General features: G+C 45.5%; 12 protein-coding genes. 9 read left to right on the top strand and 3 right to left on the bottom strand.

What is annotated here, in order from left to right:
* Positions 1 to 87: 87 nt before the first annotated feature.
* Positions 88 to 1,053 (top strand): sugar phosphate isomerase/epimerase family protein, encoded by a 966-nt coding sequence (locus tag ACR1R9_RS14285; protein WP_433923355.1) that lies wholly within the window; start codon positions 88 to 90, stop codon positions 1,051 to 1,053.
* Positions 1,054 to 1,362: 309 nt separating this feature from the next.
* Positions 1,363 to 3,513, top strand: a complete 2,151-nt coding sequence (locus ACR1R9_RS14280; RefSeq protein WP_433923356.1) for a cytoplasmic protein — start codon at positions 1,363 to 1,365, stop codon at positions 3,511 to 3,513.
* 181 nt (positions 3,514 to 3,694) lie between these two features.
* Here ACR1R9_RS14280 and ACR1R9_RS14275 read toward each other — a convergent pair whose 3' ends face one another.
* Complete coding sequence (locus tag ACR1R9_RS14275; RefSeq protein ID WP_099852716.1) at positions 3,695 to 4,279, bottom strand: AAA family ATPase; 585 nt, start codon at positions 4,277 to 4,279, stop codon at positions 3,695 to 3,697.
* 298 nt (positions 4,280 to 4,577) lie between these two features.
* Here ACR1R9_RS14275 and ACR1R9_RS14270 point away from each other — a divergent pair, with 298 nt between their 5' ends.
* Positions 4,578 to 4,913 carry a PadR family transcriptional regulator gene (locus tag ACR1R9_RS14270; protein ID WP_024631897.1) on the top strand — a complete coding sequence of 112 codons (336 nt, stop codon included), beginning with the start codon at positions 4,578 to 4,580 and terminating at the stop codon, positions 4,911 to 4,913.
* Positions 4,910 to 6,262: an FtsW/RodA/SpoVE family cell cycle protein gene (locus ACR1R9_RS14265; RefSeq protein ID WP_433923357.1), complete on the top strand. Its 1,353-nt coding sequence runs from the start codon at positions 4,910 to 4,912 to the stop codon at positions 6,260 to 6,262. Before ACR1R9_RS14270 ends, ACR1R9_RS14265 begins: the two co-directional genes overlap by 4 nt.
* Before the next feature lie 61 nt (positions 6,263 to 6,323).
* Here ACR1R9_RS14265 and ACR1R9_RS14260 read toward each other — a convergent pair whose 3' ends face one another.
* Complete coding sequence (locus tag ACR1R9_RS14260) at positions 6,324 to 8,102, bottom strand: ABC transporter substrate-binding protein (protein ID WP_433923358.1); 1,779 nt, start codon at positions 8,100 to 8,102, stop codon at positions 6,324 to 6,326.
* Positions 8,103 to 8,235: 133 nt separating this feature from the next.
* Between ACR1R9_RS14260 and ACR1R9_RS14255 the strand changes: the two genes are divergently transcribed.
* The 3 genes from ACR1R9_RS14255 to yidC all read left to right on the top strand — a co-directional run bounded on the left by ACR1R9_RS14255 (position 8,236) and on the right by yidC (position 11,125).
* Positions 8,236 to 9,879 carry a DUF4153 domain-containing protein gene (locus ACR1R9_RS14255; protein ID WP_433923359.1) on the top strand — a complete coding sequence of 548 codons (1,644 nt, stop codon included), beginning with the start codon at positions 8,236 to 8,238 and terminating at the stop codon, positions 9,877 to 9,879.
* 92 nt (positions 9,880 to 9,971) lie between these two features.
* Positions 9,972 to 10,322, top strand: coding sequence for a hypothetical protein (locus ACR1R9_RS14250; protein WP_175382604.1), 351 nt, complete (start codon positions 9,972 to 9,974; stop codon positions 10,320 to 10,322).
* Entirely contained in the window at positions 10,259 to 11,125 is an 867-nt protein-coding gene (gene yidC, locus ACR1R9_RS14245; RefSeq protein WP_076291022.1) for a membrane protein insertase YidC, read from the top strand. The genes ACR1R9_RS14250 and yidC overlap by 64 nt, the downstream gene beginning before the upstream one ends.
* A 144-nt stretch (positions 11,126 to 11,269) precedes the next feature.
* On the opposite strand, the gene ACR1R9_RS14240 is transcribed toward yidC, so the two are convergent.
* Complete coding sequence (locus ACR1R9_RS14240) at positions 11,270 to 12,385, bottom strand: helix-turn-helix transcriptional regulator (RefSeq protein WP_433923360.1); 1,116 nt, start codon at positions 12,383 to 12,385, stop codon at positions 11,270 to 11,272.
* A 130-nt stretch (positions 12,386 to 12,515) separates the two neighbouring features.
* Between ACR1R9_RS14240 and ACR1R9_RS14235 the strand changes: the two genes are divergently transcribed.
* Both ACR1R9_RS14235 and ACR1R9_RS14230 read left to right on the top strand, forming a co-directional pair.
* Complete coding sequence (locus ACR1R9_RS14235; RefSeq protein ID WP_433923361.1) at positions 12,516 to 13,223, top strand: class I SAM-dependent methyltransferase; 708 nt, start codon at positions 12,516 to 12,518, stop codon at positions 13,221 to 13,223.
* Entirely contained in the window at positions 13,207 to 14,304 is a 1,098-nt protein-coding gene (locus ACR1R9_RS14230) for a saccharopine dehydrogenase family protein (protein WP_433923362.1), read from the top strand. The genes ACR1R9_RS14235 and ACR1R9_RS14230 overlap by 17 nt, the downstream gene beginning before the upstream one ends.
* Positions 14,305 to 14,331: the final 27 nt, after the last annotated feature.

Raw genomic sequence — 14,331 nt, 5'->3', positions numbered from 1 at the left:
ATTAAACATCAGCTAGGCTGATTTAAAAATAGAGAAGATTAATCAGACATTGAACGGGTTGAACATCGCATATAGGAGGACAAAGCTATGTTTACCGACAAAAAGGAATATTCATTTTCAACTTGCTGGAACATCAAACGACACACTACGGGTCAGGGCATGATGGAGGAGATCAAATCCCTAGGGTTCAGACAGGTGGAGCTGAACTATAACGTTACGGACGAATTGTTGCATACAATTGAACCGATGATTGAGCGGGGGGAAATCGGCATATCCAGTGTGCACAACACGTTCCCACATGTAGCTGATCCCGATTATGGGACCGATTCAGTTCTGCTCGGTTTCGACGATGAGCCTCGTCGTAAGCGGGCCATTGAACTGCTGCTCCGTTCAGCCGAGTATGCACACCGGTATGGTGCGAAGGCAGTCGTCGTGCATCCAGGTGAGGTGCCGTTTGAATATAACATTGATGAAGCATTGAAAAAGATATATCACGATCAAGGGCCGGACTCCTCGGACTATCAATCATTGTGGCAAGAGATGCTGGAGAAGCGTGAGGCGAGTAGCGCACATTACCTGAAGCGAATTCAGGAGAGTCTGGAAGAAGTGTGTGAATTGTCTGAACAGCGGGGATACGGAGTGAATTTCGGCATTGAGACTCGATCACGCTGTTACCAAATGCCGACGCTGCAGGAGGCGGGCGCACTTATCCGCGGTATGAAAGGGGCTCCACTCGGCTTATGGTACGATATTGGTCACGGTATGATGATGGACCGAATGGGGCTCTATGATAATGCACGCGAAGCAAATGAATTGATCGACCATGTCGTTGGGGTTCATATCCATGAGACGGTAGGCTTGTCGGATCATTGGTGTCCATATATCCATAGTAAGGACATGGCGTTTTTTGATTCATTCCTGGATATCATTGATCGTTCTCCGGTCAAAGTATATGAGTTGAAAGCAGCCTGCACACCGGAAGAGATTGATGAGAGTCACCGATTAATTACAGCTCGGATCGCCGGACGTCAAGCGGCACGTCAGCACGGATAATCTGGCAAGTGAATAGCGGTGAAAAATAAACGTAAAGAGAGCGGTCAGAATAACTTTATCTTTCGGGTGAAGTGGTATTCTGCCGCTCTCTTTTCGATGTGATATTCTCTAATCTGCAATTATAAGATATAATATGCATTAATCAGGCTATGGTATCCCTTCCTTCTGAACTCTTACAATGGTATTAGGGGTACCGCTTCCCTGATTTTTTTAGTTTTTGGATTGTGTCATACATATGAAGAACCGCCACAAGCTAGGCCAAGTATACCAATGCTGAATATATTATCGTCATGTGGGAGAGTACAAGTGATGGACTTATTCTCAATCTATTTCAGCAGGAATTTGAAAGTGATCATTGCAGAGCGCAAGGGCAAGCTGCCTGTGCGTATATTGGCGACTGCACTGAGAAATTTGGAATCGCTGGGATATACGTTTTCGACGAAACTGATAGATGTGCTGAATACCTGGGAACGTGAGAGATTCGTTTTCTGGTTTGATCAATTGATGGAAGAGCTTCGAAAGATGAAAGGAATCAATTTAAAGGAAATCCTCGTGTATCCGAAATTTCCTAAGCGAAAAATGAATATTCAGGAAAGTAAATTTTATTTAAATGCTTTGATGCATTCCTGGAGACAGCAGTCTTTTGAACAGGAGCAGCGCATATTACTGCTGAACAAGTTGCGACTGCGTGTGATTCATCTCGGCAGTGAAGCAGATTTTTACCAAGTGGGAATGAACCTGCTTACAGCGAAATCAGCGTTATCGCCAGTTGCAAAAGAGCAGTTGGTCTGGTTTGCAACAAAGTACGAAGGCTGGTCCGCATTTGAGCCAGAGGCAGGGCAAATACCTGTGAGGGAAAATGCCGCCGTTTATTGTGCTGCTTTATTAAATGCGGGGCGTGCTTCGGTGGAGCAATTCCAGCGGCATTTGCGCACGGCAACAGATATATTGCGGCTGGCGGTGGCGTGTTCCGATGGAGATGTCAGTTTGAAGGAGAATACCCGTTTCCGTTCATTTACCCGATCTGAACGACGGGTAATATTTGCTTTATTGGAGAGTGCTTCGGACCCGTTGGAAGATTTGTTTCGATATAAAGGAAGCTGGCAGAGATTGGCCGAGCGGCTGCATCCGGGTGAATATCGATACCGTTATCCAGTGGCAGTAGCAGCGCTGGACCAGTTGCGACTTGGGGAACACCCGCTTACCTTTCATGGCAGAGTGGAGCGGGCATTTGAACAGAAGGATAACAAGCTTATTGTGGAGACGCTCGCGGAACGTCCGGGAGAGATGGTCGGTCAGCTGGACCGAATGATACGTTCCGGTGTTCCGGTACAGCAAGTGATCGGGAAAATGGAAACTGTGGAAGAGAAGGTATCGATAAGAGCGCTGCTTCGAGTGTTGGCCCATTTCAGCACACGGACGCAGTTTCAGGTCAGGAGGAGCTTTTTCCCCCAAGGCAACACGGCAAATCTGTATGTCTCCACTCAGCCGCTGCCGCCACTCAACGTTGAGGATGTTCATGCGGTGATATCGGCGGTAGAGCATACACTGTTGAAACGATTTGCGGTACTTCCACCACTCGGTAATGTATACATTGATGAAAGACTTCAAGAGTTTTCAGTTCCATCGGGAAAACTTAGGGTGAGCGAATCTCTTCGAGCTCTATCGCGTGCGTCATGGATATCGTTACCCACAGGAGATACCGTTCGTTTTTTTCTGTCGTGGAGAGAAGGCTTGGGCGGTGAGGAGCGAATCGAATGTGTGAATACCGATCTGTCAAGTGTTCTGTATGATCCGAACTGGCGTGATATGGGTCAAACAACCCGGACCCCTTTGCAATCGAATGAATATGTAGCTGCAAATAGCGGGCTTAAGGTGACTGCACCGGATGGAAAGGCGAAGTATTTGGATATGCATTTGCCGTCCGTTTCTAAGTTAGGCGCACGTTATATTGTAATCATGGTTAACGCATTCAGGGATAATGCTTTCAAGGATTTGCCGGAGTGTTATGCTGGCTGGATGATGCGTCAGGCGCCACAGTCGGATGAAATGTTCGAACCTTCAACGGTACAGGAGCGAATCGATCTGACGGCAGATTCCCGTAGTTGTATACCAGCCATTATTGATGTGCAGGAGCGGCGCATTTTGTGGTGCGATTTTGGCTTAAAGAGACAGCCTAAAGCGCATCCTCCGATGGGGGACAACATAGCCTATTTGGCTTTGATCGCCCGGGCAATGACGGAGTTGAAAAGACCGGATTTATATACCTTATTCATGCTTCACGCTAAAGCGCGGGGAACATTGGTTGAGACATTAGGGATGGCCAATCTCGTATTTACAGCGGAGCTGGAGTCCAATCGTGTGGCTGAAGTGGCAGAGTATCTGACAGAAGGTCCACCCGTGGAGCGCACCGTGATTACACCTCTGGAGCAGGAGTATATTATGAAGCAGTTTTTGTAACGATGCAGGTTCGAATGTTTGGTCATAGATCATTGTAAAAGGGGTATTTGTCACGTTCGACCTGATCGGGTCACCATGACAAGTACCCCTTTTGGGTGTGAATTAGTTTTATTGAGCGTATAAGCAGCACGAAAAGAGAATAGAGAAGTTAAGGTCGTTCCATTCCATTCGATTACACATTTTATTCGTACATTCGTTGTTCGACTTCAGCAAAAGCGATATCAGGGTTCTCATCGGAATTATCGATATAAGCTACGGCTGAGGCGGGCAAGGGCCAGGCTACTTGTTTACGTGCAAGTGAAGCTGTGAAGGCATCCCAGTTCTCCAGCTTCCACTCATCCAGCTGTGATTGTCTGGCTGTAATCCGCTCTCGATACAAAGCTTCATTTGCAAGATAAATATAGGCCACACGTACATCTGTATCATTCAGGGAACGTCCAATCTGTGCGAGTTCCTGCTCGATCCAGTCCGGAGTTCCGATTTCTTTGGTAAAGGGTCCTACAACAACCGTATCGATACCCAATTGCACATTGTCTAGTGCTGCGTCCATCGTAATACGGTATCCCAAATCACGGCACAGCCGTTTGTATTCCGGTGAATCCCTATCGGATGGATCGAGTCCCTGCAGGGTCATTATTGCTTCAGCAGCTGGACGCAGCAGGATATCCATATCCAAAAAAGCAGCTTTATGTTTACGCGAGAGGGCTTTAGCAAGGGTTGTTTTGCCGCTCCCGGCCCCGCCAAGAAAGAAAATCAGTTTGCTCATGGTTTGAATTGCCTCCTCATAATCGATAGAAAGAATATGTAATGTGTGAGTACGAATAAGAGATTCATAATGGCACCTCAGGTGTGAAATGACTTGTTTATTTTATCATAAACGCCTTCAATTGATAGCTAGACAGAAAAGGAAGAATCAGGTAATATTATACCTAGTATTACTATGCATAGATTTCCGATGTATAAAGCCAAGTGGTTTTATTAGGTTCATTTGAAGTTTTAAGAAGTGTGGTAAAAGTAGCTATTGTTAATGGACGTGGAAGCATGAACCAAAGGGAGTGACAGCTTTGCAGGTAAACAAACAAATGATTAAAGGCAGCACGGAGACATTGATTCTTACGTTATTGAAGGAACAGCCGCTTTACGGTTATGAATTGATCAAGGAACTCCATCGTCAATCCGAGGGTGTGTTTAATTTAAAAGAAGGTACGTTATATCCCATTCTGCACGCGATGGAGCTTGAGGGATGGGTGGAGTCTTACTGGATGGAGGTTGAAGGTAGGAAACGTAAATATTATTCCATTTGTGACAAGGGTGTGGAGGCGTTACAGCATAAAAAAGCCGAGTGGCTTTTATTCCGCGGTGCCGTGGATCGGGTGCTTGGAGAGGGAGGCTTAACATGACGGATCGACATGAGAAGATTAAACATTATCTTGATCAACTGTGTAGTCAGGTTAAGGCACGTGAAGTACATACTGATCTGCGTGATGAGCTTGGCAACCACATGGAAGAAATGATGTTGGACAAGGAGCAAGAGGGACTGAGCCAGGAAGAGGCAGCTGCATACGCCATTGAGCAGATGGGTGATCCTGCAGTGGTGGGCAAAAGTATGCACAGATTGCATCGTCATCGTATGCATTGGGGGCTGTTAGTTGGAATAATTGGATTGGCTACAGTTAGCCTGTTGTTAATGTGGATTTTTACAACCAATGTTACAGTAGAAATATATAAGGAGTTATATAGCAATCATGTAATATACACCGTTATGGGTTTCATATTTATGTTGTTCTTTATTTACTTTGATTATCGAAAGTTTAAAAGAGCGGCCTGGTGGATCTATATTCTACTTAATGCTATGCTGTGGATCAATCCAGCATTATCTTCAACTTACAATGGTATAAATAGATTTTGGACGTTACCATTCGGCTTTGTTCTAGATGTGACGACGGTTTCAATGTGGGTAGTACCACTTGCCATTGGCACAATTATGCTGGACAAGCTTCGTTCCAATTGTAATATGCAATCCATATTGACCTACATTGCAATGGTAGCGTTACCGTTAGTGCTACTATTTCAAATGTCGGACTGGGTTCGCATGTTTCTGTTTGGCACAATGTGCATTATTTTATTTGGCTGGCTCACGAAAAAATGGCTTTATACAGCCATAGGTGCTGTTGTAACAGGAAGTATTTTTGTATTGTTATTGTTTTTTGCAGATCAGTACGGCCGCCTGGAGAGGCTCTCTGTCGTTTTGAATCTTCAGGATGACCCTCACGGGAGTGGATATAGCAATTATTCCATTATTGAAATTATTCGATCAGCCGGCTGGTGGGGAAATGGGATTGATACAACGTTCGACATGTTTAAAACGAGTTATTATAATTACCCAGGTGTGCTGCTCATTGATGTGTTTGGCTGGTCAGCCGGGATCCTGTTATTGGTGGGGATCATCTGGTTTGTTATCAGTATGATGAAGATGCTTCCTCGCATCCGGGATGATTTTGGTCGTATGATTATTGTCAGTATCACCGCCGTTTTTGCATTGCAAATCATCTATTCGTTGGCGATGACCACTGGGAAGGCTCCGATTCTTAGTATTTCTTTTCCTTTTATTGGATACGGCAATCATCTGATGTTTGATTATGCCATGCTCGGTTTACTCCTCGGTGTGTACCGTCGGAAGGATACCATTTCGAAGAGAAATGAAAAAATACGTCACAAGGTGGATGCCGACCCAATGACCAGTTTATAAGCATGCAACATCATTACCGCATCTTGAAACGAATGGATTGTTATGCTCATTTAACGAGCATTCATGGGAACCAGATATGTCTGAGGTTTACCCATCCCTGGCTGTTAAAGGAGAGGCCACGAACGGAAGGCAGGTAGGCAGTCTCCACAGGTTTTTCAGTTAAATGGAATAATAAACTCTGCTGCACCAGAAATTGTTCGATCCGATCCAGCTCGGCAGTTCGGTCTGCTGCTATTTGCGAAGCAACAACAGTTTGCAGCATCTCTTGAACACTCTTCTTGGAAGATTCCTCCAGATGTTCGGATAAAGTGAGATAGAGATCGTACCTGCGTAATTCTTCGTCCCGGTCCCGAATCAGGGAGAAGAGAATCAGATCGGATTCCAGTCTCAGGTTCCCTTTGAATTGCTCCATCGTGCCTATGCGGACAGTACATGTGAAGCCGTACATTTCCAATGACGATGCCAAACGTCTAGCATCCATCCGATACTGAGGAATGGTTGTGATGTGTAAGGGGATAGGTAGATCAAAAGTAGAGTGCTGAGACAAATAAGTCAATTCTTCTGCATTCATCAACACTTTATCAGCATCTCCTGGATCACCTTCATTACTTTCATTCATGCCATTCCCATACAATTTAGTAATACACGCCTGAACATGTGCTCTTACATCCGGATCGCTTAGCGGTCCGGTTTTTTGTGTATTACAAGTGAGTAATTTGCGTACCATCACGCCTGCACTAATCTGTGTCCAGTCTCTACCCTCAGACGAGGATGGATTATGAACAAGGTGGAAGAAAGGAGATTCGATATCTTGTTTTTCATCCAAATGTGCAGGAGCACTCCACGGGATTTGTAGAATATCTACACGGTCCAGATGGGCTCTGCCTTGAAAATACATCGGAAAAGCTTCAAGTCTGCACAAGTGATCATCCCAGGTTGTAACCTTGAAAGGCCCGGTTCCTATAGGCCTTTGCATGGTATTCGGTACATCTGGTTCCTTGTCTCCATCTTTATGTTGCCCGTACGTGGCTTGTGAAACAATCGCTGCACGGCTCGTAGAAAGAAAGGGCAAAAACAATTCGTGAGGGGCTTTGAGTTTGAAACAAACGGTCAAGGGATCTGTTGCTTCAAGCGATAGAATTTGTTTGCTCACATCGCGGTATAATGTCCGCCGTTCTGTGGATTGCAGTCGTTCAAATGTATACACTACATCCGCGGCTGTCAGCAGGTGTCCATTGTGAAAAGTAATCCCTTTACGCAAATAAAAGAACCATGTTTTCCGATCTGAACTGATATCCCAGGTATGAGACAGACAAGGAACAATCTCCCCATGTTCATTACGTTGAACCAGCCCGTCGAACACATGACTGGTGACAAAAGATTCTGCCAGCAAATTGATAAAAAGAGGATCAAGCGCATGCAGTTGTTGGCGGATTGGTAACCTGAGCGTATCAATTCGCTCATAATGGCTACCAGTTTCCGTATGGTGTCCAGAATAACCAAGCAGCCACTGGTTTAGATGATCTTGCATCGTCGTAGAACTAGAATAAGCACCAACCTGTTCGGCGGCTTGCTGCAACTCGCGGCGATTCATGGCCTGCATCATGTATTCTGCAGCAATTTGATCAGCCGGAATAAGCAGGGTCAGCGTAGAACGCCGTCCACGTCCGCGCTGGGACACCCACCGTATCCAGTCTTGGGCAATCATTTTTTTGACGATCGTTAATGTGTTACGGTGTGTACACTCGAGCAGTTCCGCAAGGTCAGAAAGCGTTACTTCATGCTCTACAAGTTGACCAAACTGGCTATGGAGCAGCAAATATTGCTGATGTAATTTCAAGGTTTGGATTCCTCCTGGAGGTTGTAGCTGATGCAATATAATAAAATAAGAAGTTTTATCGTTTTTAATTTCTATTTATATTCTTATTTTATCATCTAGAATTAAACCTAGAAAGTTAATGGAGGTATTTCCCATGATTGATAAGATAATGGTTTCACCCAATCGCGCTTTAATTACGCTACTATCGGCATTAATGTTAGCTATCATTCATCAGTATTTGTTTTATGGCAAGGAGCCTGGTGTTTCTTATCCCATCTTTGTTATCCTCTTTTATGGCTTTATGTTCTTGTTTGCCAGAGACCGCATGCGGTCATTGACCATGATTAATGCTTTTGTGGCTGGGGTGGTACTGATGCTGGCGCTGACGTTTCTGTTACACGACAATAAACCGTTGCGTATACTTAATTTCCTGGTCGTACCAGGGCTTATTATCTTACATATGACTTATCTAGTCGGCAGAAAACAGAGACAATGGTGGAATATTGGATTGATCGGTACCGCATTGGACCATTTGCTGCCACAATCCATCCGTCATTGGGGAACGGTCGCAAGCATTATTATGAAAACAGGAGGACGTGGCTTGGGCAATACGCAGAAAACGGTTGCTTTCAAAGTATTCATTGGCCTTATCGCATCCGTTCCCATCCTCATCGTAGTCGTAGCACTGCTCTCCTCTGCAGATGGGATTTTTAATCAGTATTTATCTGGTTTTCCGGAATGGTTAAATCAACTGACACTGACACCAGGGCTGCCGAGAGTGATCTGGACTCTCATTGCGGGCGTTTTATTGTTCAGTTACGTATGGGGATTTGTGCAGCCGATGCAATATGAAGCGGAGAAAAGAGAGAATGCACATTGGAAAAATGGAAAAGCAGATACGGTTGCTTCAGAAATCGAAAAGCGAGAAGGCGTTTCCATGAATTCCTTACAAGAGAATCCTTCCTTGAACTCAATCATTGAGGGTCAGACAGCAAATAAGATCTCATCAGAGGCAATTTCTACTCAAGCTCATCGTGAACCTTTTAGATTGGACCCCGTCATTATGGGCACGATGCTGATGGTTATCAACTGTGTATACGTTCTGTTTGTGCTTGTACAATTTTCTTATCTTTTTGGAGCGGGTGAGGGGCATCTTCCGTCAGACTTGTCCTATGCGGAATATGCAAGAAGTGGATTTGTGGAGCTGATACTGGTAACAGGCATTAATTTTCTCATCCTGATCATCGCCCTTCAGTTCACGCGTTCAAGCGGCAAAATAGGTTCAGTTGTGCATCAGGTACTGCTCTTTGTCCTGGTGGGTTGTTCCGCAATCATGCTGTACTCGGCGTTTATACGCCTCAACCTGTATGAACAGGCTTACGGATATACCTACATTCGATTTCTCGTACATGCATTTATGATTTTTCTGGCCCTGCTGCTGCTTATTGCCGCTCTTCGAATCCGATATACATCCATACCGTTGATCCGCTGGTATATTGTACTGTCCCTTACAGCATATGTGATAGTCAACTATGTGGGTATGGATAAACGAATTGCGGAGCTCAATATTGCACGATATCATCAGACAGGCATTATTGATACATCCTACTTGGCGAGTTTATCTGCAGAGGCCGTTCCGCTATTGCGGGAATTTGCCCAGAGAGAGTATCCGAATTTGAAAGGGGAAATGTTGGATCGTCAAGCCAACTTCGACTTGGGTGAAGAGAGTTCATGGACTTCTTTTAATATGGCAAGACATAGAGCTAATCTAGAATTGTCCAAATTGAGAATGGAATGAATTCATCAACCTGTTTTCCAACAATGAATTTATGCAAAATCAATATGTAAGTGTTATACTATAAAAACTAACCTATAAAGGGGGTGAATCCCTTGTTTGAACTTCAGGAATTGATACCGTATATATTTTCACTCGGACTCATTTTCACAGTCAGTTACGCTTATATTGCCCATCTGCATTGTGGCATAACAGAGTACTGGATGGAAGGTGGGGCCGGAGGTGGTCTGGAGCCTGGATTGCCAACCTTGTCCTTGGACGGACAACACAGACCTGAAGCTTTAAGTCGAATCGTCAGACGAAGAGAATCCCCGGATGAAGATGAACCAGATTGCCATTCCTCGTTGTATGTACTTTCTACAAAACAACGAGGAGGATATATATGGGACATAAGACAAGCAAGGGGTTCACTTTTACATCTGGCAAGGGACGGATCTATGGCCTAATTGCAATTCTTTTTGCAGTGATGCTACTGGCCGGATGCAGTAACAACGTCTCAGAGATTAATTCATCAACACCAGGGTTCTTTAACCATTATGTTGTATTTCCGCTGTCGTATCTCATTCAGCACATCGCAACGATATTTAATGGAAGTTATGGGGTAGCCATTATTGTGATTACCCTCGTTATTCGTCTTGCGTTGTTGCCATTGATGATGCGACAAGCAAAATCTCAGCAAGGCACCCGAGTGATCATGAATGCTATGAAGCCGGAGATGGATGCGCTCAAGAAAAAGTATGAGGGCAAAAACGACCCAGCCGATAAGCAGAAGCTTTCGCAGGAAACGATGGAGCTGTACAAGAAGCACAAGTTCAATCCGCTGAATATTGGATGCTTGCCACTGCTGATTCAGTTGCCCATTCTGTCAGGTATCTACACGGCTATTCGGCTTACGCCGGAGTTGTCATCTCACTCCTTTCTGTGGTTCAAATTAGGAGCGCCTGACTATGTGCTTGCAGTCGTGGTAGCAATAATTTATCTGATCCAAGCCAAGGTATCGCAAGCCAATATGGCGCCGGAACAGCGAAAACAATTCGCAATCATGGGATATATCTCTCCTTTGATGATGGCCTTTTTCTCGCTTTCGGCACCTGCAGCGATGCCACTGTATTGGACGATCGGCGGTTCATTCCTGGTCTTGCAGACGTTATTGTTCCGCAAATTGTATCCAGTTGAACACCCGCAAGAGCCCGTGGCTGTGCAGGTAAAGAACAAAAACATCAAACCTGCGAAGCCCGCTAAGTCCTAAGTTTTCACTCATGAGAATGGTGCACTAGAATTATATAAATTTAACGTATGTGTTGATATAACGGATGTTCTGCACCATCATGTAGCGCAAAGATGCCTTGTCCCATGGGACAAGGCATCTTTTTGTATGTCCAGGTTATGACATTCAAATTGCCGGCATATCAGACAACTGGAAACGGGATACAAAATACCAGATTAGCTCACGGCGGGAGGATACGTCTGTTTTGGCAAAAATGGATTTCAAATGATCCTGTACCGTGTAGGCTGATATATGCATCGCTTCCGCAATTTCTTTGGAAGAATAACTGCGCAGCACGTAACCCAATAGTTCCCGTTCCCGAATGGACAACCCATGACTCTCGGCGAGTAAAGGCAGTAAGTCCTGGGGCATAGCCTGTTCAAGCCTGATCGCAATCTGATCCGGACCTGAGAACTGTTGCATGCGGCTGGCATGAAGCACAAGGTAACGGCCATCCAGGAGTTGAATGCAAACTTTGGAAGGCGAATGAAGGATAGGTTCTTGCGCAACCATCAGGTCGGAATCTGTACGAATCTGACGCTGTAAATGCGAACTGACTGCCCGGACTGGGCGTGGCAATACATCTGGTCCCACATGCTCCAGTAAACGTAATTGCGATAGCCAATACTGAGCAGGAGCGTTCACGGATAACAGCTCGAAAGCGTCCGATGTGATCATAATACCTGGATCCGTGGGACTTCCGCTCTTAATCTCGTCCACAAGAGTCAGACTTGTGGATCGTAACATCGATGCAATAGAAGGAGTCCAGGCCTGAATGCTCAGTCGCTCCTCTTCCGTGAATAAGGGTTGTTCCGTCTTGCGATATAGTGTCAGATACCCCCAACAGGCTCCGCCACTGACCAGTACAGCCCGAAGTTCATCACCGAAACCTGCGGGTTGAAGGATGTTATGATATCGAGCGCTGGATACTGGGTTTCCGCTTATCGATGCATGAAGGATCGCTGTATACTCACCGCTGCGAATCAGATCAGCATACTTATGTATGTCTTCTTCCATGTATTCATTAACGAACAGCCGATCATGAATGGCTTCAATGCCGTCTTCTGTCACGGCACCCGTTGAGAGAAGAGTTTGTGGATCAACCGTTGTGAAGCAATACGCGTCATAGGGAACGATATTCTGAATTTGTTTTAGGACAGCTTCCCGGTAGGTACGTGAGGTCCAGGTTCCTTTTTCGAGAGAAGTAATGAGTCGCAGGTTCGGTTCCATACTTGATGTCATTAAAGCTATCTCCTCTCCTCATGCAGATATCCCATTGTTCTGGGATTGTAGGCTCTGCGTATCCTTTTATAATGAAATTAGACGAATGAAGAGTCAAGTCTAACTTGAATCCATGAGGAGTGTAGTATTGATGGACCATAATCAACCATCTATGAGCTGGGATACGGCAGATGAAAACCGTTACGAACAATCGATAGCCCTGAAAATTCCGGGTTATTCTCATATGCATGATCTGATGGAGCAGCTGCTTGTCGCTTCTATCACGGATAACAACGAGGCTAAAATACTAATTGTCGGAGCCGGTGGAGGTAAGGAAATAGCTCTGCTTGGTTCTCGCCATGCGGGATGGACGTTTACTGGAGTAGATTCTTCCCAGCCGATGCTTCAGTTAGCAGAGAGAAGAGTCCAGGAAGCGGGAATCGAAGCCAGAGTTCAACTTAAATTCATGATGCTTGAAGCGTTACCGGAAGATGAGGTCTACGACGGGGCAACAAGTATGCTAATGCTGCATTTTATTCAGGGGATCGAGTCCAAAAGACGGTTCCTGTCCAATCTAGCGGCCAGACTCAAGCCTGGGGCGCCACTCATTATTGCAGCAGTGAATGCCGATCTTCATTCGCCTGTATATCCAACCATGATGCAAGCCTGGCAGGATCACATGTTAAGTAATGGTATTCAGCTTGAAGAATGGGAGCGGTTTGCAGCTTCCCTTGGCCGAGAATCGGATCCAATCTCATCTGAACAAATGATTGGGCTGATGAAAGAATGCGGATTCTCGCACATTACACGTTATTTCGGAGCATTTTGGGTGGAGGGATATTATGCGAAACGAGACTAAAACAGATTCTGTGAAAGACCAGATTTGGGTTGTTGGCGGATACGGTCAGGTGGGGCAAATGATATGTACGCAACTGGGACGATTGTTTCCCGGCAAGGTATGGGCGGCAGGTACGCGGATGAATCGGGCTGAGGAATTCAGCCGATCTACGGGTGGTATAGTCCAGCCGCTTCAATTGGATGTACGAAAAGCGATTGATCCTGTTGTGCTTCAATCGGTCAAGTTGGTGGTCATGTGTGTGGACCAGACGGATACCCGATTTGTCGAGGCTTGTGCGAAAGCAGGGACAGATTATATCGATATTTCAGCCAATTATGACTTTCTGGGTCAGGTCGAACAGCTGCATTCCAAAATGCAGCGTTCCAAAGCAACAGCCATGCTTAGTGTGGGACTGTCGCCTGGTGTGACCAATCTGCTTGTGCGTGAAGCAGGTGCCCATATGGAACGAGTAGACAAAGCGGACATTACCGTTATGCTGGGACTGGGTGAGAAACACGGGAAAGCCGCGGTGGAGTGGACTGTGGATCAAATGAATGCTACCTATCAGGTCATGAAAAAGGGCAAGCCAGTCGAAGTGCAAAGTTTTCACGATGGTAAATGGATTGATTTTGGGGCAGACCTGGGCCGCAGGAAAGCGTATCGGTTTAACTTTTCGGATCAACACGTCGTTGCTCGTACACTTCGTATTCCAACGGTTTCCACTCGGTTATGTCTCGATTCCCGTTGGATGACCAGATCCATGGCAATCTCGAAACGTATTGGGCTGTTCAAACTACTGCATATTCCCTCCCTTCGTAATGGTACGGTCAAGGCTTTTGGGGTTATTCCCGGAGGGGAGCCGATGTTTGCAGTTAAGATAGATGCAGTGGGATGGAAAAAGGGCAAACAAGTCCATGTCGAGCAGCTGCTGGTTGGTGAGCGTGAAGCAGATGCAACAGCAGCAGTTGCGGCAGCAGTAGCGGAGCGAATGTATCGGACGGAACTGCCGCATGGTGTTTATCACATTGAACAATGTCTTTCTTTGCAGCATATTCAGGAAGCACTTCGTTTTCCATTGAAAGTAACAACGAAGATCACGTAAATCATATATGTGTTTGGATCATTTTTT

Source organism: Paenibacillus taichungensis, assembly GCF_050994985.1.
GTDB lineage: Bacteria > Bacillota > Bacilli > Paenibacillales > Paenibacillaceae > Paenibacillus > Paenibacillus taichungensis.
Note: the sequence above shows the minus strand (reverse complement) of the source record. Positions and strands in the feature narration are given on the sequence as shown.

What these genes read in the sequence shown, in the direction of transcription:
- yidC (WP_076291022.1), top strand. Translation starts at nt 10,259, where the DNA reads ATGGGACATAAGACAAGCAAGGGGTTCACTTTTACATCTGGCAAGGGA.
- ACR1R9_RS14230 (WP_433923362.1), top strand. Translation starts at nt 13,207, where the DNA reads ATGCGAAACGAGACTAAAACAGATTCTGTGAAAGACCAGATTTGGGTT.
- ACR1R9_RS14240 (WP_433923360.1), bottom strand. Translation starts at nt 12,385, where the DNA reads ATGACATCAAGTATGGAACCGAACCTGCGACTCATTACTTCTCTCGAA.
- ACR1R9_RS14255 (WP_433923359.1), top strand. Translation starts at nt 8,236, where the DNA reads ATGATTGATAAGATAATGGTTTCACCCAATCGCGCTTTAATTACGCTA.
- ACR1R9_RS14280 (WP_433923356.1), top strand. Translation starts at nt 1,363, where the DNA reads ATGGACTTATTCTCAATCTATTTCAGCAGGAATTTGAAAGTGATCATT.
- ACR1R9_RS14235 (WP_433923361.1), top strand. Translation starts at nt 12,516, where the DNA reads ATGGACCATAATCAACCATCTATGAGCTGGGATACGGCAGATGAAAAC.
- ACR1R9_RS14275 (WP_099852716.1), bottom strand. Translation starts at nt 4,279, where the DNA reads ATGAGCAAACTGATTTTCTTTCTTGGCGGGGCCGGGAGCGGCAAAACA.
- ACR1R9_RS14265 (WP_433923357.1), top strand. Translation starts at nt 4,910, where the DNA reads ATGACGGATCGACATGAGAAGATTAAACATTATCTTGATCAACTGTGT.
- ACR1R9_RS14285 (WP_433923355.1), top strand. Translation starts at nt 88, where the DNA reads ATGTTTACCGACAAAAAGGAATATTCATTTTCAACTTGCTGGAACATC.